21 protein-coding genes are annotated in these 20,035 nt (G+C 67.7%); 11 read left to right on the plus strand and 10 right to left on the minus strand.

Going from position 1 to position 20,035, the window contains the following annotated elements; translation table 11 throughout:
• Nucleotides 1-122: 122 nt before the first annotated feature.
• The 6 genes from FJ694_RS27655 to alr form a co-directional block, all read right to left on the minus strand.
• Nucleotides 123-488, minus strand: coding sequence for a hypothetical protein (locus tag FJ694_RS27655; RefSeq protein WP_157270770.1), 366 nt, complete (start codon nt 486-488; stop codon nt 123-125).
• Nucleotides 489-605: 117 nt separating this feature from the next.
• The gene (locus FJ694_RS27660) at nt 606-1,877 is read right to left on the minus strand and encodes a primase-helicase family protein (protein ID WP_157270771.1); all 1,272 of its coding nucleotides are present in this window, start codon (nt 1,875-1,877) and stop codon (nt 606-608) included.
• Entirely contained in the window at nt 1,843-2,022 is a 180-nt protein-coding gene (locus FJ694_RS36820) for a hypothetical protein (protein ID WP_198321029.1), read from the minus strand. The genes FJ694_RS27660 and FJ694_RS36820 overlap by 35 nt, the downstream gene beginning before the upstream one ends.
• Nucleotides 2,023-2,026: 4 nt before the next feature.
• Nucleotides 2,027-2,320: a recombinase family protein gene (locus FJ694_RS27665; RefSeq protein ID WP_157270772.1), complete on the minus strand. Its 294-nt coding sequence runs from the start codon at nt 2,318-2,320 to the stop codon at nt 2,027-2,029.
• Nucleotides 2,321-3,037: 717 nt separating this feature from the next.
• On the minus strand, nt 3,038-3,592 hold the full coding sequence (locus FJ694_RS27670; protein ID WP_157270773.1) for an acyl-CoA thioesterase: 555 nt from the start codon (nt 3,590-3,592) through the stop codon (nt 3,038-3,040).
• Nucleotides 3,593-3,640: 48 nt separating this feature from the next.
• Nucleotides 3,641-4,738 carry an alanine racemase gene (alr, locus tag FJ694_RS27675; RefSeq protein ID WP_157270774.1) on the minus strand — a complete coding sequence of 366 codons (1,098 nt, stop codon included), beginning with the start codon at nt 4,736-4,738 and terminating at the stop codon, nt 3,641-3,643.
• 187 nt (nt 4,739-4,925) lie between these two features.
• On the opposite strand from alr, the gene lplT reads away from it, so the two are divergent.
• From lplT to FJ694_RS27695, 4 genes are all read left to right on the plus strand, one after another.
• Nucleotides 4,926-6,203, plus strand: a complete 1,278-nt coding sequence (lplT, locus tag FJ694_RS27680) for a lysophospholipid transporter LplT (protein WP_157270775.1) — start codon at nt 4,926-4,928, stop codon at nt 6,201-6,203.
• 134 nt (nt 6,204-6,337) lie between these two features.
• On the plus strand, nt 6,338-7,207 hold the full coding sequence (locus FJ694_RS27685) for an EamA family transporter (RefSeq protein ID WP_157270776.1): 870 nt from the start codon (nt 6,338-6,340) through the stop codon (nt 7,205-7,207).
• Between the two features lie 57 nt (nt 7,208-7,264).
• Nucleotides 7,265-7,774 (plus strand): glutathione peroxidase, encoded by a 510-nt coding sequence (locus tag FJ694_RS27690; RefSeq protein ID WP_157270777.1) that lies wholly within the window; start codon nt 7,265-7,267, stop codon nt 7,772-7,774.
• 79 nt (nt 7,775-7,853) lie between these two features.
• Entirely contained in the window at nt 7,854-9,047 is a 1,194-nt protein-coding gene (locus FJ694_RS27695) for an amino acid aminotransferase (protein ID WP_157270778.1), read from the plus strand.
• A 6-nt stretch (nt 9,048-9,053) separates the two neighbouring features.
• Here the strand turns inward: FJ694_RS27695 and FJ694_RS27700 are convergent, their stop codons facing one another.
• The gene (locus FJ694_RS27700; RefSeq protein ID WP_157270779.1) at nt 9,054-9,989 is read right to left on the minus strand and encodes a LysR family transcriptional regulator; all 936 of its coding nucleotides are present in this window, start codon (nt 9,987-9,989) and stop codon (nt 9,054-9,056) included.
• Between the two features lie 126 nt (nt 9,990-10,115).
• Here FJ694_RS27700 and FJ694_RS27705 point away from each other — a divergent pair, with 126 nt between their 5' ends.
• Entirely contained in the window at nt 10,116-10,358 is a 243-nt protein-coding gene (locus FJ694_RS27705) for a hypothetical protein (RefSeq protein ID WP_157270780.1), read from the plus strand.
• A gap of 298 nt (nt 10,359-10,656) precedes the next feature.
• Here FJ694_RS27705 and FJ694_RS27710 read toward each other — a convergent pair whose 3' ends face one another.
• Nucleotides 10,657-11,337 (minus strand): glutathione S-transferase family protein, encoded by a 681-nt coding sequence (locus FJ694_RS27710; RefSeq protein WP_157270781.1) that lies wholly within the window; start codon nt 11,335-11,337, stop codon nt 10,657-10,659.
• 166 nt (nt 11,338-11,503) lie between these two features.
• Here FJ694_RS27710 and FJ694_RS27715 point away from each other — a divergent pair, with 166 nt between their 5' ends.
• From FJ694_RS27715 to cutA, 3 genes are all read left to right on the plus strand, one after another.
• Complete coding sequence (locus tag FJ694_RS27715; protein ID WP_157270782.1) at nt 11,504-12,859, plus strand: M16 family metallopeptidase; 1,356 nt, start codon at nt 11,504-11,506, stop codon at nt 12,857-12,859.
• Nucleotides 12,856-14,439 (plus strand): M16 family metallopeptidase, encoded by a 1,584-nt coding sequence (locus FJ694_RS27720; protein WP_157270783.1) that lies wholly within the window; start codon nt 12,856-12,858, stop codon nt 14,437-14,439. Before FJ694_RS27715 ends, FJ694_RS27720 begins: the two co-directional genes overlap by 4 nt.
• A gap of 79 nt (nt 14,440-14,518) precedes the next feature.
• A complete protein-coding gene (gene cutA, locus FJ694_RS27725; RefSeq protein WP_157270784.1) occupies nt 14,519-14,833 on the plus strand; it encodes a divalent-cation tolerance protein CutA in 315 nt (104 codons plus the stop codon).
• Between the two features lie 104 nt (nt 14,834-14,937).
• Here cutA and FJ694_RS27730 read toward each other — a convergent pair whose 3' ends face one another.
• A complete protein-coding gene (locus FJ694_RS27730) occupies nt 14,938-15,735 on the minus strand; it encodes a VgrG-related protein (RefSeq protein ID WP_157270785.1) in 798 nt (265 codons plus the stop codon).
• A gap of 27 nt (nt 15,736-15,762) precedes the next feature.
• A complete protein-coding gene (locus FJ694_RS27735) occupies nt 15,763-16,725 on the minus strand; it encodes a hypothetical protein (protein ID WP_157270786.1) in 963 nt (320 codons plus the stop codon).
• A 405-nt stretch (nt 16,726-17,130) separates the two neighbouring features.
• Between FJ694_RS27735 and FJ694_RS27745 the strand changes: the two genes are divergently transcribed.
• From FJ694_RS27745 to FJ694_RS27755, 3 genes are all read left to right on the plus strand, one after another.
• Nucleotides 17,131-17,394 carry a helix-turn-helix domain-containing protein gene (locus tag FJ694_RS27745; RefSeq protein ID WP_157270787.1) on the plus strand — a complete coding sequence of 88 codons (264 nt, stop codon included), beginning with the start codon at nt 17,131-17,133 and terminating at the stop codon, nt 17,392-17,394.
• 105 nt (nt 17,395-17,499) lie between these two features.
• On the plus strand, nt 17,500-19,509 hold the full coding sequence (locus tag FJ694_RS27750; protein ID WP_232540248.1) for an N-6 DNA methylase: 2,010 nt from the start codon (nt 17,500-17,502) through the stop codon (nt 19,507-19,509).
• Nucleotides 19,506-20,027 (plus strand): nucleoside 2-deoxyribosyltransferase, encoded by a 522-nt coding sequence (locus tag FJ694_RS27755; protein WP_157270788.1) that lies wholly within the window; start codon nt 19,506-19,508, stop codon nt 20,025-20,027. Before FJ694_RS27750 ends, FJ694_RS27755 begins: the two co-directional genes overlap by 4 nt.
• Nucleotides 20,028-20,035: the final 8 nt, after the last annotated feature.

Below are 20,035 nucleotides of genomic sequence, written 5' to 3' on the forward strand. Positions count from 1 at the left end.
ACCCGGCAGCACGCGTGGCCGAGCTCACGCCACGGCTGTGGAAGCAGCACTTCGCCGCCAGCCCGCTGCGTTCGGCCTTGCACGGCGTGAGCGTTTAGGCAAGGACGCCGCGCAGCGGCCGCTTACGAGCGTCCGAGCGGGCGGTAGCCTGCTTCCGCTGCCTTGGCTGTCGCCTTGTCGGGCTGGTCGTTCAGGTAGGTCTTAAGTTCGACATAGACGCTGTAGCGGCGACGGTCTGCACGGAAGTCCGCCAAGCGTTGGAAAGTCGCCCCTGCCGGGTCAACGAAGATCGCTGGCAGTGCCTCGGTGCATCGGTGGACACCGATTGGTCCGTACACGAAGGACTCACGGGCTTCGGCTTCGGAATCGTGCTCGGTGCCGTCGAAGCCAATGAGTGGGCGGGTCTTGTCATAAGCCGGACTAGCCGGCGTGGAAGTTGTACGAGTCATGAAAATCCTTTCGGATGGCACTTCGTTGAGAAGAAGCAAGCGTGCTAGGTCTGCACGGCTTGCACACTCACGTAAGTTGTTGATTTACAAGGAAATTTTTGGTTTACAGGGCTGCACAGACCCCTGCACGCGGGTTGCACAGACCCCTGCACAAGATCAGAAAGCCGGTTCTTTGTAGGCGGCTCGGATTTCTTCCAGCGTCATCCCTACCGGGTGGTAGATCGAGACTTGATTGCCGTTGATCCTTGGTCGGCTTCGTTCCATACCTGCCTCAGTGAGCAAGTGGCCCAAGTGCAAATCATTCGGCTTGGACAAGCCTTCTTGTCCGATAGCGGAAATCAAGTCCGCGTATGTGAACACCTTGTTCTCGACCAAGTAGTCAGCCAGGAAAGCAGCGTGCGGGTTCTTGCTCAACGCAATCACTTCTCGCAGACCGTCGCTCACCGGGACCGACTTGTGGTTGAAGCCAGCCAACGGGTATGTGCTGAAGAAGTTGAACACCCTGTCCAACGAGCCGGGCAGCTTCAGCCATGCATCAAGCGAGGCGATGAACTGCTGAGTCTCTTGAAGGCTTTCCCGATGCACTGCACGGGTTAGGACGTACCAACGCCGTTCATCCGCGTCCAGGTATAGCGGACGAGCTTCGTTGCTCGCCAAGATGAAGCGGGTAAAGCACTGCACCATGCCGCCCGCAGCGTACTTCTGCTCGACGAACTGGCGTTCTTCGGTGAGCAAGGACTTCAGTTCAGTCTGTGTCTCGACGGACTTGGCCTTGCAATCGTCCAGCAGAACCAGCAGGTTGTTCTCCAGCAGTGAAGAATGCTTGCCAAGAACGCGGGAGTAGCTGGCGACAACCGATGTGTGGTGCAGCAGCGGCTGAAGAATGTGCTCAACGAGATAGCCCTTGCCGGTGCCAGGAACGGACGGCAGCATGATGTGCCAGGACGGGCGTTCTTCGGGCTTCTGGAAGATGTGAGCCAGCCACTGCAAGAACGTATGCCGTTCGCTATCGGACGGTGCCAGCCGGGCAAAGAACTCATGGAACACCGGTGACACATCGGCATCTTCAGTTGCCGGCTCGTATGCCCGGTACGTGTTGACCCAGGTGCAGCCAGTCAGCGGTTCTTCGTAGAACGGGCCAGACCTTGGGCAGAACTTGGTGCCGACGACATGAGGTAGCGTCCGCGTGATGTAGCTGGCGGAACGCTGCACGCACTCTTTCTTCTGCGTGTGCAGCCACTTGTCGAAGTCGTTGTCGATGAACGAGAACGGAAGAAGCTTGCCGTTGAAGCGGTTGAACAGGCGGGTCTGGTTCGATCCCTCGCTGTCCATCTTGGTGAAGCCCCGAAGCTTCAAGCCTTGGCTGTATTCCTTGTGGAGTGCCTTCTCGTCCTCAGTCAGTTGTCGTTGTTCGGTCTGCACGGTCATTCACTGTCCCCCGGTGGTTGTTGTTCGTCATGGTTTCAATCAGTCGTTCGATGGCAATGGAAGGTGAGGCAATGCCTTGGGCTCGCATGAAGTCATGCAGCACGAGCCAGTGGCCTTCACGAAAGTGAATCGTCTTCTTCAGCATGGCTTCACATGGTCTGAAGCAGCGGCTTGCACTGGGCTGGCGTCATCTTTCCATCGAAGCACAGTTCAAGGATTGCGTTCCAGTGCGGACCCGAACGGGCACGAAGTCGCTTGAGCACTGACTTCACAGACTCGGGCGTCCAAGGTGCTCCGGTAGATGCTGGGATGCCGGATTGGTTGAGTGCATCAGCGATGGCGGCTTGACGCTGGCGGGACGTGATGCCGTTGAGAAGGATGCGAAGCACGCCTTCGTAGTAGGCGAGGCTGTGCCGCGTGTTGCGAGGGAAGATCGTTGTCATGTTTCAAAGCTCCAATGAAAAAGGGCCAGCCGGTAACGGTCTAGCCCTTGGTTAACGAAGAAGTAGCGGGACGTATCGGTACCCGACCACTTGTGTAATGATACAGCATGAGTGTCATATTGTCAATACCCTCAGACGCCTAGCAAGAATGATGCCAATGATGCAGTTTTCGGCTGTTTCCCAAGCGGCCCTAACACGCATGACTGCCAAACAGAACTAGGCTGTCGGTGGCGAGCGGACAGACAGCCGGCCCCTGTTGTGGCTGGCGTCTGACTCTGAAAAATCCGCAGGAAGCGGCCCGGCTTTCCTTGGAAACGAGGCAATCCACACCAGAAATATGAGCCTGCCCGGTGACGGTGCTCGACACAGACCGTACCGGGGTCGGTGGCTGACCTTAGCCCCAAAAATATAGAGATGGCTTGGTGACTGGTGCTGCTTGCCCGGTGGTGCTTTCAGTCCGGTTCGATCTGCTTTGCCAGCAAGGAACCGCTCAAGACCGATCCGAAGGAGTGCGGTGTAGCAGGACGCACGGTGCCGCCAGGAGGCCCGTAGAGGCCCATAGCGGGCTTGTGGGACGGCAGCAGTGGGTAACACCGCCGGTTGTTGGTGTAATCTGCCAGACCATCTTGACGTTCTGCCCGCCCGCACCCTGCGCGCGCACCGCCGTGCAGTGCACCTCGTGCGGCTGGACGCGCAGGCTCGGCTTCATGGCCACGCTCAGGCCTTGGGCGCCCTGGCCGTCTTGGCCGTCTTGGCGGTCTTGGCCGCCGCAGCGGCCGGCGCCGGCATAGCCGTCTCGCGCAGGGACTGCGAGCGCTGTTCCAGCTCCTGGCGCAGCGCGCGGCGCACCTTGGCCTGCTCGAAGCGGCGCTTCTCCTCGGGCGAGAAGGGCCGCAGCGGCGGCACCGGCGCGGGCTTGCGGTCGTCGTCCACGGCCACCATCGTGAAGAAGCAGCTGTTGACGTGGCGCACCACCTGGGTGCGGATGTCCTCGGCAATGACCTTGATGCCGATCTCCATCGACGAGGTGCCGGTGTGGTTGACGCTGGCCAGGAAGGTGACGAGCTCGCCGACATGGATGGGCTGGCGGAACATCACCTGGTCCACCGACAGCGTCACCACGTAGCGCCCGGCATAGCGGCTGGCGCAGGCGTAGGCCACCTGGTCGAGCAGCTTCAGGATCGTGCCGCCGTGCACGTTGCCCGAGAAGTTGGCGGTGTCCGGGGTCATCAGCACGGTCATGCTGAGTTGATGAGCGGGCAGGTGGTTCATGGGCAGACAGCTGGGTGAAGAAAGGGAAGGGGCCGCCGCGCCGTGCGTTCAGTCCACGGCCACCGGCACGCGCGCGGCCAGCGCGCACATCAGCTCGTAGCCGAGCGTGCCGGCGGCATGCGCGACCTCGTCGATCGCAAGCACCGTGCCGCGCGGCCCGCGGCCCCACAGCGTGACCTCGGCACCGGGCTGCGCGCCGGGCACGGGCGTGAGGTCCACGGCCAGCATGTCCATCGACACGCGCCCGATCGTGCGCGTGCGCACGCCCTCGACCAGCACCGGCGTGCCGGTGCCGGCGTGGCGCGGGTAGCCGTCGGCATAGCCGCAGGCCACCACGCCGATGCGCATCGGCTGCCCGGCCGTGAAGGTGCTGCCGTAGCCCACGCTGTCGCCGGGCTGCAGCTGCTGCACGGCGATCAGTTGCGAGCGCAGCGTCATGGTCGGCCGCAGGTCCCAGTGGGCGATGTCGTGCTCGGGGAAGTCCGGCGCGCTGCCGTAGACCATGATCCCGGCGCGCAGCCAGTCGGCGCGCACGCGCGCGTCGCCTCCGGCATGGCGCAGCGTCGCGGCGCTGTTGCTCAGCGTGCGCTCGCCGGGCAGGTCGGCCGTGGCGTCCTCGAAGCAGCGCAGCTGCCGCTCGATGCCGCGCGGGCCGTCGGCGTCGGAGAAGTGGGTCATGAACGAGATCTCGTCCACCTGCGGCAGCGCGTTGAGCCGGGCCCAGGCCGAGCGGAAGGCCTGCGGCGTGAAACCCAGGCGGTTCATGCCGCTGTTGAGCTTGAGGAACACGCGGTGCGGCAGCTGCGTCTTGTGCGCGGCGAGCCAGTCGATCTGCGCCTCGCGGTGCACCGCGTGCCACAGGTCCAGCCGCGAGCACAGCTCCAGGTCGCGCGCTTCGAAAGTTCCTTCGAGCAGCAGGATCGGCCCGCGCCAGTCGAGGCTGCGCAGCCGCTGCGCCTCGTCCAGGTCGAGCAGCGCGAAACCGTCGGCGCCGCGCAGCGCCTGGAACACGCGCTCGATGCCGTGGCCGTAGGCGTTGGCCTTGACCACCGCCCAGACCCGCGCGTCGGGCGCGGCGGCGCGCGCGCGCCCCAGGTTGTGCGTCAGGGCCTCGGTGTGGATCAGGGCTTGGATGGGGCGCGGCATGGCACGGCAACGGACAAAGTGAGCAGCAATTCTGCCTTTGGCCCGCAAGGCGCTTTCACGATGCGGGAGGCCCAAAAGCCGCGTGCTATAACCCCGCGCTTTGGCCCCAGGTGTCCCTCAGGCATTTTCTGGCGCAGGTGCGGGTCCAGGAATGTCCTGACCGGCGCATGCCCAGCGCCCGCTGCGCATGAAAAAAGGCTTCTACACGATCATGTCGGCGCAGTTCTTCAGCTCGCTGGCTGACAACGCGCTGTTCGTCGCGGCGGTCGAACTGCTCAGGAGCTCCGGCGCGGCGGAGTGGCAGCGCGCGGCGCTGGTGCCGATGTTCGCGCTGTTCTACGTGGTGCTGGCGCCCTTCGTGGGCGCCTTTGCCGACGCGGTGCCCAAGGGCAAGGTGATGTTCATCGCCAACAGCATCAAGGTCGCGGGCTGCCTGCTGATGCTGTTCGGCGTGCACCCGCTGGCGGCCTACGCCATCGTCGGGCTGGGCGCGGCGGCGTACTCGCCGGCCAAGTACGGCATCCTCACCGAGCTGCTGCCGCCGTCGCAGCTGGTCAAGGCCAACGGCTGGATCGAGGGGCTGACCATCGGCTCGATCATCCTGGGCGTGCTGCTGGGCGGGCAGCTGGTGGGGCCGCGCCTGGGCGCGGCGCTGCTGGGCTTCGACCTGCCGCTGATCGACACCGGCGTGGACACGCCGGCCGAGGCCGCCATCGCCTCGATGATCCTGTTCTACGCCATCGCCGCGCTGTTCAACCTGCACATCCCGCGCACCGAGGCGCCGCTGCAGCCGCTGGACCTGGGCCCCGCCGGCCTGGTGCGCGACTTCTCGCAGTGCAACGCCCGGCTGTGGGCCGACAAGCTCGGCCAGATCTCGCTGGCCACGACCACGCTGTTCTGGGGCGTGTCCGGGAACCTGCGCTACATCGTGCTGGCCTGGGCCGCCGCGGCGCTGGGCTACAGCACCACGCAGGCCTCGTCGCTGGTGGGCGTGGTGGCCATCGGCACGGCCGTGGGCGCCGTGGTGGCCTCGCTGTTCATGCGGCTCGACCGCGCCACCAGCGTGATCCCGCTGGGCGTGCTCATGGGGCTGCTGGTCATCGGCATGAACTACATCGACGACGTGTGGGTCGCCGCGCCGTTCCTGATCCTGCTGGGCGGCATCGGCGGCTACCTGGTGGTGCCGATGAACGCGCTGCTGCAGCACCGCGGCCACAACCTCATGGGCGCGGGGCGCTCCATCGCCGTGCAGAACTTCAACGAGCAGGCCTGCATCCTGGGCCTGGGCGCGTTCTACACCGGCATGACCAAGCTGGGCATGTCGGCGTTCGGCGCCATCACCATCTTTGGCCTGGTGGTGGCGGCCACGATGGCGCTGATCGGGCGCTGGCACCGGCGCAACTGCCGGCGCCACCCCGACGAGGTCGAGCGCCTGCTGGCCATCGCGCGCACGGACCGGCATTGACGCATTGCGTTCGTCCTGAGGTATCGAAGGATGGACGGCCCTGGCCGGGGTGCTGCCATCGCAGCCTGGCGGATTCACCCTTCGATACCTCAGGGCGAACGGATGGGTAGGCGTCCGTTGGCCGCGAACCCTCCATGACTCCTTCTCTCCTGCCCGCCCTGGCTCTCGTCTTCAACGCCTTCGTCTGGGGCGTGTCGTGGTGGCCGTTCCGGCTGCTGCAGGCGCAAGGGCTGCACCCGCTGTGGGCCACGGCACTGATCTACGTGCTGGCCGTGGCGGTGTTCGCCGTGGGGCGGCCCGGCGCGCTGGCGGTGCTCGCGCGCACGCCGGCGCTGTGGCTGCTGATGGCGTCTTCAGGCACCACCAACGCCGCCTTCAACTGGGGCGCGGCCACCGGCGACGTGGTGCGCGTGGTGCTGCTGTTCTACCTGATGCCGCTGTGGTCGCTGCTGCTGGCGCGGCTGCTGCTGCACGAGCGCCTCGATGCCGGCGCCGCGCTGCGCATGGCGCTGGCCGTGGCCGGCGCGGCCACGGTGCTGTGGCCCGAGGGCGGCGGGCTGCCGCTGCCGCGCGACGGCGCCGAAGGGCTGGGGCTGCTGGGCGGCTTCACCTTCGCGCTGAGCACGGTGCTGCTCAAGCGCCAGGCGCACCAGAGCCCCGCCGCGCGCGGGCTGGCCATGTTCGTCGGCGGCGCGCTGGTGGCCGGCACGCTGGCGGCGCTGCTCACCGCCGCGGGCCGGGCGCCGGTGCCCGTGCTGCCGCCGCCGGGCTGGAGCGCCGCGGCGCTGGCCTTCGCGCTGTGCTTCATCGCCGCCAACCTGGCGCTGCAGTACGGCGCGGCGCGGCTGCCGGCGCACACCACGGCGCTGATCCTGCTCAGCGAGATCGTGTTCGCCTCGGTCTCGGCCTTCGCCCTGGGCGCGGGGCATTTCACGCCGGGGCTGCTGGCCGGCGGTGCGCTCATCGTCTCGGCCGTGGTGCTGGCCGCGCGCCGCGGCGATTGACGCGCCGCGGCGGCGCTACGATTTGCCGCTCCCCACGGCAACGAAGAAGAGTCCGCCATGCACAACAACCACAACGGCAACGGCACGGTCTACGGCTTCGAGGCCCATGCCATCGACGGCCGGCCGGTGTCGCTGATGGAGTACCACGACCGGGTGCTGCTCATCGTCAACACCGCCAGCCGCTGCGGCTTCACGCCGCAGCTCGCCGGGCTGGAGGCGCTGTGGGAGCGCTACCGCGCGCGCGGCCTGGTGGTGCTGGGCTTTCCCTGCAACCAGTTCGGCGGCCAGGAGCCCGGCACCGAGGCGCAGATCCAGGAGTTCTGCAGCACGACGTACGCGGTGAGCTTCCCGCTCATGAGCAAGGTCGAGGTCAACGGCGCGCACGCGCACCCGCTGTGGAAGTGGCTGTGCGCGCAGGCGCCGGGGCTGCTGGGCAGCAAGGCCATCAAGTGGAACTTCACCAAGTTCCTGGTCGGGCGCGACGGGCGCGTCATCCGCCGCTACGGCCCCGCCGAGACGCCCCGGAAGCTGGAGCAGGACATCGAGCGCGCGCTGGGCGCGGGCTAGGCATAAGACTCATTCCCGGCGCCGGGGCGGAGCCTGCGGGGGCAGCACCTATCATTTCGGGTTCTTCGGAGTCCGCCCCATGTTCCAGCACCTCGAGCCCTACGCCGGCGATCCCATCCTCGGCCTCAACGAGCAGTTCCAGACCGACCCACGCCCGCACAAGGTCAACCTGTCCATCGGCATCTACTTCGACGATGCCGGCCGCATCCCGGTGCTGGAGAGCGTGCGCCGCGCGGAAAGCCAGCTGCTCGAAGCCGGCGCGCCGAAGTCCTACCTGCCCATCGAGGGCGCCGCCGCCTGCCGCGCCGAGGTGCAGAAGCTGCTCTTCGGCCCCAAGCACGAGGCCGTCGCCAGCGGCCGCGTCGCCACGCTGCAGACCGTGGGCTCCAGCGGCGGCCTCAGGGTCGGCGCCGACTTCCTGAAACGCTGGTTCCCCGACGTCGCCGTCTGGGTCAGCGACCCGACCTGGGACAACCACCGCGCCATGTTCGAAGGCGCCGGGCTGCCCGTTCACACCTACCCGTACTACGACGCCGCCACCGGCGGCCTGCGCTTCGACGCCATGTGCGCCGCGCTGCGCGAGGTGCCGGCCGGCTCCGTCGTGCTGCTGCACGCCTGCTGCCACAACCCCACCGGCGTGGACCTGACACGCGAACAGTGGCTGGAGCTGATCCCGATCCTGAAAGAGCGGCAACTGCTGCCCTACCTGGACCTGGCCTACCAGGGCTACGGCGACGGCATCGAGGAGGACGCCTTCGCCATCCGCGCGCTGGCCGACGCGGGGCTGCGCTTCTTCGTCGCCAACTCCTTCTCCAAGAGCATGAGCCTCTACGGCGAGCGCGCCGGCGCGCTGAGCGTGGTCTGCGCCGACGCCGCCGAGGCCGAGCTGGTGCTCGGCCAGCTCAAGGCCACCGTGCGCCGCAACTACTCCAGCCCGCCCATCCACGCCGGCTTGGTGGTGGCGCGGGTGCTGGGCGACACGCAGCTTCGCGCGCAGTGGGAGGGCGAGGTGGCGGCCATGCGCGAGCGCATCGCCGCCATGCGCCGCAGCCTGCACGGCGTGCTCACCGCCCAGCTGCCGGGCCGCAACTTCGACTACTTCCTGACCCAGCGCGGCATGTTCAGCTACACCGGCCTCTCCGCCGGGCAGGTGGACCGGCTGCGCGAGGAGCACGCCGTCTACCTGGTGCGCTCCGGGCGCATGTGCGTGGCGGGCCTCAACACCGGCAACGTGCAGGCCGTGGCCGACGCGATGGCGGCAGTGCTGGCCTGAGCCCCGTCAGGCGGTGGCCGGCGCCACCGCCTCCAGCAGCCGCTGGCGCAGCCAGCGCAGCGCCGGGTTGGCGTCCTGGCGCACGTGCCACAGCATCTCCACCTGCACGCTGGCCAGGTTCAGCGGGATGGGCTGCACCGCCAGCTCGTCGTGGTAGCCGGTGGCGGGCAGGAAGTGGCGCGGCAGCACCGTCAGCAGGTCCGAGCGCGTGACCACCAGCCCGGCGGTGAAGAACTGGTTCACCGTCAGCACGATGCGGCGCTGGCGCCCCACTGCCTGCAGCGCCTCGTCCACCAGGCCGTGCGGACGGCCCGAGAAGCTCACGAGCAGGTGGTGCGCCTCGCAGAAGGCGTCGAGCGTGAGCGGCCCCTGCGCCAGCGGATGCCCGCGGCGCATCACGCACACGTACTCGGTCTCGTACAGCCGCGCGTGGCGCAGCGTGGCCTCGGGGCCCTGCGCCTGCAGCGCCGGGATCACCCACGGGAAGTGCCCGATGGCGATGTCCACCTCCGCGCGCTCGACCAGCGGGCGCGGGTCGCGGGTGGTCAGCGGCACGAAGCGCAGGTTGGCCAGCGCGCGCTCGCGCTCGATCGTCTCCACCAGCGCCGGCGCCAGCAGTGCCGCCGTGGCGTCGGCCAGCGCGACGCGAAAGCTCACCGCGTCGGTGGCCGGGTCGAAGCTGTCCGGCGCCAGCGCCTGGCGCAGCGCGGCCAGCGCCGCGCGCACCTGCGGCCACAGCGCCTGCGCGTGCGCCGTGGGCACCATGCCGCGCGCGCCGCGCGTGAACAGCTCCTCGCCCACGGCGTCGTGCAGCCGCTTCAGCGCGTGGCTCAGCGCCGGCTGCGTCATCGACAGCACGGCCGCGGCGCGCGTGAGGCTGCCCTCGGCCATCACCGCGTCAAAGACGCGCAGCAGGTTCAGGTCCAGCGTTCGAAAGTTCATGGTCCACAGTGTTATGCGCGTCGTTTATACCGCTGTTGCCCACTCTTCAATTGTGTAAATTAGGTGGAAACCCTAATCTTCAGTCCGTCGAGAGATTCGATGTTTGTCTGAAACGAAGGAACCACCATGACTGCCATCACTGCTTCCGCTTTCAGCCGCGTGGCGCCGCGGGGCGCCGTGGTCGCGGCCGAGGTCTTCACCCGTGTCCTGAACGGCCTGCGCGTGATGTTCGCGCCGGCGCCGCGCAGCTTTGCCCAGGAAGTCGCCGAGGTGCGCGCCCTGGCCCATGCCCTGCGCAACGAAGACCCGCGCCTGTCCACCGAGCTGATGTGCGCCGCCGACCGCTACGAGCGGCACTACGTCGGCTGATCGAGCCGATGCTGGGCGGCCCGTGAGGGCCGCCGCACACCATGAAGAATTCGGGCCCGTCAGGGCCCGATGCCTTTCTGGGGTCACCTGGGTGCGTTGTCGTAGCCAGTTCGTGATGCAACCCGTTCGTCCTGAGGTATCGAAGGACGAATCCGACAGGCTGGGACGCAGCCCGGAAAAGGCTGGATCAGTGACCCGTTCGCACTGAGGTATCGAAGTGCGAAGCCGGCAGGCTGCAATGGCGGCATCGCGGCGTGGGCCGTTCATCCTTCGATACCTCAGGACGAACGGACCTCGTTCACACCAGCGGCGCCTCGATCCCCTCCGCCGCGAACAGCCGCTGCACCGCCGGGCGCGCCAGCAGCCGCTGCAGGTACGGGCCCAGGTGCGGCAGGTCGCGCGCCGGGCGGTCGAAGTGGCGGGTCCAGCGGCACAGCATCAGCGCGTAGGCGTCGGCCGCGCCGTAGTCGGGGCCCAGCAGCCAGTCGCCGCCGCCTTGCGCCACCTGGGCCACCTGCGCGTCGAGCTGCTGCAGCATGCGGTGGATCTGCGCCTCGGCCTGGGCGCGCACCTGCGCCGCGGCCACGGCGTCGCCGCTGTCCACCATGCGCTCCGGGTAGAACCAGTGCATGAGCATGGCCTGCAGCGTGTTGCTCAGCCACAGCATCCACTGATACAGCCGCGCCCGCTCGGCCGTGCCCACCGGCGGCGCCAGCCGCGCCTGCGGAAACCGGTCGGCCAGGTGCAGGCAGATGGCCGCCGACTCGTACAGCACCAGGCCGTCGTCCACCAGCACCGGGATGCGCCCGTTCGGGTTGAGCTTGAGGTAGGCCGGCGACTGGTGCTCGCCGCGGTCGCGGTCCACGAACTTCAGTTCGAAGGGCACGCCGATGTCCAGCAGCAGCAGGTGCGGCGCCATGCTGGCGTTGCCGGGGTGGTAGTAGAGCTGGATCGAGGGCGGTGTCGGAGAGGGCTGCATCGCGCGGTCAAGTCACTGCAAAAGGGAGTGAAGGATGCACCGGCCGCGGCGACGTGGCCGGGCCGGCGCGGCGCGCGCGCGGGCATCGGGCAGGGGCGGGGCAGCGCGCGCGGGTGCCGGGCTAGGATGGCCGTGCACAAGTTCACACCGAGAAGGAGAGCCGCCGATGCCTGGACGCCGCGATTGTCTGGCCGCCCTGGGAGCGCTGGGGGCCCTGGCCGCGCTGCCGGCCTGGGCCGCCGCGCCGCCGCCGCCCATCCGCGTGCCGCCGCTGCAGATGCGCGAGCGGCGCCTGGCCAACGGGCTGCAGGTGCTGACGCTGCCCGACCGCAGCACCGCCACCGTCAGCGTGCAGGTCTGGTACCGCGTCGGCGGCAAGGACGACCCGCCCGGGCGCTCCGGCTTCGCGCACCTGTTCGAGCACATGATGTTCAAGGGCTCGCGCCACATGGGCGCGGCCACCTTCGACCGCCTCACCGAGGACGTCGGCGGCAGCAACAACGCCTTCACCGCCGAGGACGTCACGGCCTACTTCAGCACCGTGCCGTCGAACCACCTGGAGCGCATCCTGTGGGCCGAGGCCGAGCGCATGGGCTCGCTGGTCATTGACCAGGCCAACTTCGACAGCGAGCGCGCCGTGGTGCAGGAGGAGTACCGCCAGCGCGTGCTCGCCGGCCCCTACGGGCGCCTGTTCAACGCGCTGCCGCAGCACGGCTACATCGCGCACCCGTACAAGCGCCCGGTCATCGGCAGCATCGAGGACCTCAATGCCGCCACGCTGGAGGACGTGCGCGCCTTCCACGCCACCTTCTACCGCCCGGACAACGCCACGCTCATCGTCTCGGGCGACTTCGACCAGGGCCAGCTCGACCCCTGGGTGGACCGCTACTTCACCCGCATCGCCCGGCCCGGCACGCCCATTCCGCGCGTGACGGTGCAGGAGCCGCGCCGCACCGAGAGCAGCCGCGTGCAGGTGTTCGGCCCGAACGTGCCGCTGCCGGCGGTGGCGCTGATCTGGCAGGGCCCGCGCGCCGACCACCGCGACACCGCCGCGCTGCACGTGGCCTCGTCACTGCTCTCCGGGGGCGAGTCCTCGCGCCTGAACGAGTCGCTGGTGTACCGCGAGCAGTCGGCGCAGGCCGCCGGCTTCAACACCGACTTCAACGCCGACGCCGGGCTGCTCATGGCCTACGCCATCGCCGCGGGCGGGCGCGAGCCGGCGCAGCTGGAGCAGGCGCTGCTGCGCGAGATCGAGCGGCTGGCCAACAAGCCCATCCCGGACGCCGAGCTGGAGAAGGTGCGCACCCAGGTGGTCACCGGCGAGCTGGCCGGGCGCCAGACGCCGCACGGCCGCGCCCAGAGCGTGGGCTGGTCCGTGATCCTGCGCAACGACCCGCGCGCCGCCGACCGCGAGCTCGCCGAGCTGCAGGCCGTGCGCGCCGCCGACGTGCAGCGCGTGCTCAAGAGCTACGTCCTTGGGCGTCCGCGCGTGACGCTCGACTACACGGAGAAGAAGGCGTGACCGTGCTGAACCCGAAAGCCCCCCGACTCCTGGTCACTGCCGCCGCCGCGCTGCTGGCGCTCGCCGGCGCCGCGCGCGCCGCCACGCCCGGCGTGGACGGCCCGCCCGAACCCCAGCCGCCGCGCCCGGTGGTGCTGCCGCCGATGCCCGAGGAGCGGCTGCCCAACGGGCTGCGCGTGATCGTGGCGCCGCGCACGGGCATCCCGCTGGTCAGCGCGCGGCTGCTGGTGCGCGCCGGCCCCGAGACCGACCCGCCCGGCTTGGCTGGCCTGTCCAGCATGGCCGCCACGCTGCTGTCCAAGGGCGCCACGCGCGGCGGCCGCGCGGTGGACGCCACGCTGCTGGCCCAGCAGGCCGAGGCGCTGGGCGGCTCGCTGGACACCGGCAGCAGCTGGCGCGCCACCACGGTGGCCATGACCGTGACCACGCCGAAGCTCGACGCTGCGCTGGCGCTGATCGCCGACGTGGCGCGGCGCCCGACCCTGGCCGCCGACGAGCTGGAGCGCGCGCGCACGCAGTCGCTGGACTCGCTGCGCGTGGCGCTCTCCAGCCCCGGCACCGTGGCCGGCATCGCCGCGCGCCGCGCCTGGTGGGGCGAGTCGCCCTACGGCGTCGCGGTCACGCCGGCGTCGCTGCAGAAGATCTCTGTGGCCGACGTCAAGGCGTTCCATGCGCGCACCTTCCGGCCCGACCAGGCCGCGCTGGTGCTGGCCGGCGACGTGGACCTGGCCACGGCGCTGCGCCTGGCGCGGCGCCACTTCGGCGACTGGCGCGCCCCGGACACGCCCGTGCCGCCGCTGGTTGCCGCCGAGCCCGCGCCCGCGCCCCAGCCCACGGTGCTGGTGGACATGCCCGGCGCCGGCCAGAGCAGCGTGATGGTGGTGGGCCCCTTCGTCGCGCTGGACAAGGAGGACCGCATTACCCGCCGCATCGGCCAGAGCGCCAACGTGCTGCTGGGCGGCGGCTACTCGGCGCGGCTGAACCAGGAGGTGCGCATCAAGCGCGGCCTGAGCTACGGCGCGCACAGCGAGGCCGAGGCGCACCCCGGCGGCGGCATGTGGAGCGCCAGCGCGCAGACGCAGAACAGCACCGCGCCGCAGGTGCTGCAGGTCATGCGCGACGAGATGGAGCGGCTGCGCCGCGAGGCGCCGGCGGCCGCGGAGCTGGAGGCGCGCAAGTCCACCCTCATCGGCGGCTTCTCGCGCCGGCTGGAGACCGTGGGCGGGCTGGCCGCGACGGTGTCGGCGCAGGTGTCGCAGGACCGGCCGCTGGCCGAGCTGCGCGGCTTCGTCGAGGAGATCAACGCCGTCACGCCGGCGCAGGTGCAGGCCTTCGCGCAGAAGTACTGGACCCCCGGCGCGCTGCGCGGCGTGATCGCCGGCGACCTCAAGCTCGCGGGCGACCTGCAGCCGCTGGGCGCGGCGCAGCGCCTGACGGTGCCGCAGCTCGCCGGCACGCCGGCGGTGCCGCCGGCCTCGCCGGTGGCGGCCCCGGCTTCCGAGCCGGCGTCCTCGCCCGTGCCTTCCGCCACCGAGCCCTCGCCGGCGACGCCGGCCACCACCGAGCCGCCGCCGCGCTGACGCGGCGCACGCCGACCCGCTCACCCGTTCACACCGCGACCCGACCGTTCCTTCGCTGGACAGACAGGAGAAAACGCCGATGAAGCCCATAGCCGTCATCACCACCGTCGCCACCGCCGACGACGCCCGGCGCCTGGCGCGCGCGCTGGTGGAGCGCCACCTGGTGGCCTGCGCGCAGATCTCGCCGATCGAGAGCGTGTACATGTGGGAAGGGAAGATGCAGCAGGAGGGCGAATACCGCCTGATGCTGAAGACCGTGGCCTCGCGCTACGCCGCGGTGGAGGAGGCCATCCGCGAGCTGCACCCCTACACGCTGCCCGCCATCTACGCGCTGGCGCTGGAGCGGGTGCACGGGCCCTACGCGGACTGGGTGGGGGAGTACAGCGGGGGGTGAGGGGCGGCGGCCCGACGGCCGCCATGCGGGCCGGCGGTCAGCGCCGCCGGCCCGCAATGAATGCCCAGCGATGCGATGTGTCAGGCAGGCGTGCCGCTGCCTGATCAGCTCAAGCGGTCCAGGGCCAGCCGCAACTCCTGCTCGAACCGCTTGGTCAGGGCGCTCTTGACCTTGTCCGTCGATGAAGGGAAATAGCGCTCCAGTTTCATGCGCTCGGCGTAGACGGCCTTGACGATCTCGGCATCGGAAAGCCCGTCGAGGTTCATGCCGCCGAGCGCATTGGCAAATACCTTGTTGGCGGGCCCATGTTGCACTGCGACGGACCAGGCCACGTCGCGCAGGGTCGAGGAGCGCTGCGACAGGTCAAGGCCAGGTTTGCCGAGCAGGGTGACTGCAAAAGGCCGGTAGTGCGTATGCTCGATGAAGTCATGCTGGGATCTGAAGAATTCCGGTCTGGCAGCCAGCTTTCTCCAGGTTTCCTTGAAATTCTCGTCTCCGGCACGGGCGGCCGCGGCGCCACCGGCATTTTCAAGCTCGGCGGAAAGCTCCGGGAATTTCTTGGAAAGGAAGTCAAGGAATTTTCCCATCGTCCCGGTCAGGGTGGCAATCTGATAGGCGCCATATGAAAAGCCGCCCGTGCTGTCGCGCCCGATGGCCGCGGGATCGCCATTGCTCTCGAAGCGGCTTGACAGCGAGCCCAGTTCCTCTTCATCCGCCGCAACCGGTCCGGAGCGCCGCAGGGCCGGCGCAGGCCCGGCATCGTCCCAGGTGACCACTACGGTCCAGTTGCCATCGGCCTGCTCGATCATCTGGGCAAACTGCCCGGGCTTGGATCTGGCCTCGTTGAACATGAACTGGGCCTGGGCGTGAGACAGGCCCGTGCGCGCAATCTTCTGAATCATGATGGCCTCCTTGGCTGCAGCGAAAGGTTACTTGCAGATCGACCGGATCAACGAGCCGATTTGTGGGTCATCCAGTGCCTGCTGACGCAGTTTCTCGAACCTGGTTTCGGAGCTGGTCAGGAAATCGCTGACGGGAGTGCCAGGGGCCGCGGGATCGAGCCCGTTGGTCTTCAGCCACGGATACAGGCGGTCCTGCAGGCCTGGTTTCAGTTTTGCCTCAGGTGTCAGGCATTTTTCCAGCGTGCGACTGGTTTGCGTATCGGCGGCCTTGCTGACCAGGAAACCCTGGCCCTTCAATTGCTCGGTAATTTCCGCCTCCGTGGGCAGCCTCTTGATCAGCTCCTGTTCCGCTGCAACTTGAGCGTTGCTGGACTGCTTCGTGAGGCTGGAAATGGCGCCGAAGATGCTGCCGGCATTGTAATAGTCGTCCAGATCGCGGCGTGCTTGCAGCATGGGGTAGCGGGTGGTATCGACGAGCATGCCGAGCCTGATTCTTGCAAGCACTTGGTCGCGTCGCGCGTCCATTTGCGAAAGCAAGGCGGGCAGGGTCGTATCAAAATAGACGTTCTTGTCGATGGAAACCTTGCTGCCGATGATGACGGCCGACAATGCGCTGGTGGCGGTCTTGGTGCTGACGTCGCTGACGCCGGCGCCAACGGCATTCAACAGCAGGGTGGCAATATCGGTGCTTACCGAGGAGCCGACCCGTTGGGTATAAAGGCTTTGCTTGTAGGTCAGGTATGCTTGGTCAATCAGGCCGACCCTGATTTCGATAAATTGATTGCGCAGGCTTCCCCTATCCTGATCGGAATTGGCTTTGTAAACTTTTTCCAGATAAGTGGCGTGCAGCGCGTCATCGCTCTCAAGGTTGACCGCCGGACTCCATTTCGGAGCGCCTTGCAAACCGGCGCAGCCTTGCAGGGCCAGGCATGCCGCCAACAATAATCTATATTTCCCGAAGGCGGGCTGCCTGGTCTGTCGATGGCTCACGAGCGTCTCCTTCTGTGCTCACGAAAAGCATCCCCTCGATACTGCCCGGGTGTCTCGTCCTTGTAGCACGGGCTTCAACCGGCGCCAATTCTCCAAAGGCTCGGTTTCCGGTTGCCGTTCTTTTCGGGAAATGGGCTAACTTATTGCCTGGGTGCTGTCAAGATATGTTGGAAAATCCAGTCATCCAGATTGTCCGTGCGGCGCAGCGCATGGGCCCGTTGCTCGAAATGCCCTGAACGGATCGCGCCGGCTCCACGGGTTTCAACAGGTAGTCCCCCGCGGCGCGCTCGAAAGCCCGCAGCGCGTACTCATCGTGCGCGGTCGATCAACAGTGTATTGAAGCCTAAACTTGATGTTTGCTTCAAGCGTTCATTTCATCGGCCTGGAAATTGAGATATTTGTCAAATGCACACCCTTCAGGAGCTTGGTGAAGCCATCGCGGCGCGGCGCCGCGAGTTGAAACTGCGCCAGCAGGTGGTAGCGGCACAGGCCGGCATCACGGTCGAGTCGCTGTCGCGGCTGGAGCGGGGGCGGCTGGCGGAGTTCGGCACACGCAAGCTGCTGGCGGTACTGGCCGTGCTGGGGCTGGAGCTGAACGTCATGCCTGAAGGCCGCGCCGGCACGCTCGACGAGCTGCGCCGCGAGCGCAGCCAGGCCTCGCCGTCATGAAGCTCGGCGTGTACGTGCTGGGCCGCGACGTGGCGGTGCTGGAGCCCGCGGGCGACTTGGCCTACTACGCCGGCACGGCGCCGGACGATTTCCATATCGCTGACCATGCTCGGCTTTCGCAACCCGGGGCTGATGCGCGTGCCGCCGGAGCTGGCCGTGCAGGGCGGCCACAGCGACTGCCGCAACCGGCGCATGCAGCACATGTTCCGCCTCGTGGGCTACGGCGACCAGGCCGGCTCGGGGCTGCTCAAGATCTTCCGCAACTGGGCCGGGCAGCATTGGCGGCGCCCGGTGCTGCACGCGCTGCGGGAACCCGAGCAGACGCAGATGGAGCTGCGCATGAGCAGCCTCGTGCCGCCGGAAACGCTGTCCGAGCTGGAGGCGCACCTGGGATTCCGCTTTGCGGCGCTTGTGCGAGGGCCGTTTCGTGGGCCGCAAGGTGTTGGCCCGCCTGTTGAACCGGAATCCCGACGATTTGTTCAAGCGCACCTTGAATCCCATGGTCCAAAGTCAGGAGCTTTTGTTGGCCTTTGCATCCGCGACCGATCCGCGGCAGGCCTACACCACGAACCAGAAGAGCAGTACCGCCGAATGAACACTGCCTCCCTCATCCAGAAAGTCTGGAATTTCTGCCACACCCTGCGCGACGACGGCGTGGGCTATGGCGACTACCTGGAACAGTTGACTTACCTGCTGTTCCTGAAGATGGCGCACGAGTACACGCAGCCGCCTTATGACCAGGAGCCCCGCATTCCCGCCGGGTTCGACTGGCCCAGCCTGCGCGGCAAATCCGGCGAGCCGCTGGAGGCCCAATACCTGGCGGCGCTGCACGAGCTGGGCAAGCAAAAGGGCATGCTCGGCGCCATCTTCTTCAAGGCACAGAACAAGATCCAGGACCCGGCCAAGCTCGCTCGCTTGGTAAAACTCATCGACGAGGAAACCTGGGTCGGCATGGACGCCGACACCAAGGGCGATTTGTACGAGGGCTTGTTGCAGAAGAATGCCGAGGACACCAAGAGCGGCGCCGGCCAGTATTTCACGCCGCGCGCGCTGATCCAGGCCATGGTGGCCTGCATGCGCCCGCGGCCGATGCAGACCATTGCCGATCCGTCCTGCGGCACGGGCGGTTTCTTCCTGGCGGCCAATGACTGGATCCAGGGCACCGGCCAGTGGCTGGCGGAAAACCAAGCCTGGCTGAATTACGGGCACGACGGCCTGAACGACGCGGAACAGGATTTCCTGCGCGACGAGACTTTCAGGGGCAATGAAATCGTCGCCGGTACGCGGCGGCTGTGCCTGATGAACTTGTTTTTGCACGGCATCGGCGACATGGTGAGCGAGCCCTCGATTCGCTTGGCCGACGCGCTGATTGCCTCGCCGGCTGAAACGGTGGATCTGGTGCTGGCCAATCCGCCCTTCGGCAAGAAGAGCAGCATGACCATCACCAACGAGGAAGGCGAGGAGGATCGCGAGGCGCTGACCTACGAGCGGCAGGATTTCTGGCAGACCACGGCCAACAAACAGCTCAATTTCCTGCAGCACATCGCCAGCATGTTGAAAACCACCGGCCGCGCGGCGGTGGTGCTGCCCGACAACGTGCTGTTCGAGGGCGGCGCGGGCGAGAAAATCAGGCGCAAGCTGCTGGAGAATTGCGACGTCCACACCATATTACGCCTGCCCACGGGAATCTTTTACGCCCAGGGCGTCAAGGCCAACGTCGTGTTTTTCGACAACCGGCCCAAGGACGGCACGGTGCATACCAAGGGCATCTGGTTCTACGATTTGCGCACAAACCAGCATTTCACGCTGAAGACCCGGCCGCTGAAATTGACGGACCTGCGTGATTTCATCGCCTGCTACAACCCGGAAAACCGGCACGAGCGCCGGGAAACCGAGCGCTTCAAGTATTTCAGCTACGAAGACCTGGTTGCCCGGGACAAAGCCAGCCTGGACGTGTTCTGGCTCAAGGACGACAGCCTCGACCACCTCGACGATTTGCCGACGCCGGACGTGCTGCAGCAGGAAATCATCGAGCACTTGGAGGCGGCGCTGGCGGCGTTCCGGGACGTGGCGGCGGGGTTGCCGGTGTTTGCCAATCCCGCCCAAAAGCCATGAAAACCCTGTACCTCGCCGGCCCCGACGTCTTCTTCCGCGACGCCGCCGCCCGCTACGACGCGCTGCGCGCCCTATGCGCCGCCCACGGCCTGCAGGGCATCGCCCCGGTGGACGGCGAGCCGCTGCCGCCGGGCCTCGGCCCGTCGCAGCAGGCCGAGTGGATCTACCAACACAACATGGCGCTGCTGCGCGGCTGCGACGCGGTGCTGGCCAACGTGATGGCGTTCCGCAACCCGGTCGAGCCCGATTCCGGCACCGTCTTCGAGATCGGCGCCGCCGTGGCGCTGGGCAAGCCGGTGGCGGTGTACGACGCGGCGCTGTCGCGCAGCACCGCCGAGCGCGTGCGCGCCGCCTTCGGGCAGGCGCCGGGCGGCGCGCCGGGCGCGCAGTTCGACGCCACCCACGGCTTCCTGATCGAGGACTTCGGCGAGGCGCTGAACCTCATGCTGTCGCGCTCGTGCTCGGTGCACCTGGACGCGGCCGAGGCGGTGGCGGAGTTGGCGCGGCGGCTGGGGTGAGGGGGTTT

Source organism: Azohydromonas aeria (assembly GCF_009760915.1).
Classification (GTDB): Bacteria; Pseudomonadota; Gammaproteobacteria; order Burkholderiales; family Burkholderiaceae_C; genus Azohydromonas; species Azohydromonas aeria.

Excerpts from the sequence above, each read along its gene's own strand:
- FJ694_RS27745 (WP_157270787.1), top strand. The coding sequence starts at position 17,131 with ATGCACACCCTTCAGGAGCTTGGTGAAGCCATCGCGGCGCGGCGCCGC.
- FJ694_RS27685 (WP_157270776.1), top strand. The coding sequence starts at position 6,338 with ATGACTCCTTCTCTCCTGCCCGCCCTGGCTCTCGTCTTCAACGCCTTC.
- FJ694_RS27710 (WP_157270781.1), bottom strand. The coding sequence starts at position 11,337 with ATGCAGCCCTCTCCGACACCGCCCTCGATCCAGCTCTACTACCACCCC.
- alr (WP_157270774.1), bottom strand. The coding sequence starts at position 4,738 with ATGCCGCGCCCCATCCAAGCCCTGATCCACACCGAGGCCCTGACGCAC.
- FJ694_RS36820 (WP_198321029.1), bottom strand. The coding sequence starts at position 2,022 with ATGCTGAAGAAGACGATTCACTTTCGTGAAGGCCACTGGCTCGTGCTG.
- FJ694_RS27700 (WP_157270779.1), bottom strand. The coding sequence starts at position 9,989 with ATGAACTTTCGAACGCTGGACCTGAACCTGCTGCGCGTCTTTGACGCG.
- cutA (WP_157270784.1), top strand. The coding sequence starts at position 14,519 with ATGAAGCCCATAGCCGTCATCACCACCGTCGCCACCGCCGACGACGCC.
- FJ694_RS27670 (WP_157270773.1), bottom strand. The coding sequence starts at position 3,592 with ATGAACCACCTGCCCGCTCATCAACTCAGCATGACCGTGCTGATGACC.
- FJ694_RS27705 (WP_157270780.1), top strand. The coding sequence starts at position 10,116 with ATGACTGCCATCACTGCTTCCGCTTTCAGCCGCGTGGCGCCGCGGGGC.
- FJ694_RS27665 (WP_157270772.1), bottom strand. The coding sequence starts at position 2,320 with ATGACAACGATCTTCCCTCGCAACACGCGGCACAGCCTCGCCTACTAC.
- FJ694_RS27660 (WP_157270771.1), bottom strand. The coding sequence starts at position 1,877 with ATGACCGTGCAGACCGAACAACGACAACTGACTGAGGACGAGAAGGCA.
- lplT (WP_157270775.1), top strand. The coding sequence starts at position 4,926 with ATGAAAAAAGGCTTCTACACGATCATGTCGGCGCAGTTCTTCAGCTCG.
- FJ694_RS27715 (WP_157270782.1), top strand. The coding sequence starts at position 11,504 with ATGCCTGGACGCCGCGATTGTCTGGCCGCCCTGGGAGCGCTGGGGGCC.
- FJ694_RS27755 (WP_157270788.1), top strand. The coding sequence starts at position 19,506 with ATGAAAACCCTGTACCTCGCCGGCCCCGACGTCTTCTTCCGCGACGCC.
- FJ694_RS27730 (WP_157270785.1), bottom strand. The coding sequence starts at position 15,735 with ATGATTCAGAAGATTGCGCGCACGGGCCTGTCTCACGCCCAGGCCCAG.
- FJ694_RS27750 (WP_232540248.1), top strand. The coding sequence starts at position 17,500 with ATGCTCGGCTTTCGCAACCCGGGGCTGATGCGCGTGCCGCCGGAGCTG.
- FJ694_RS27690 (WP_157270777.1), top strand. The coding sequence starts at position 7,265 with ATGCACAACAACCACAACGGCAACGGCACGGTCTACGGCTTCGAGGCC.
- FJ694_RS27695 (WP_157270778.1), top strand. The coding sequence starts at position 7,854 with ATGTTCCAGCACCTCGAGCCCTACGCCGGCGATCCCATCCTCGGCCTC.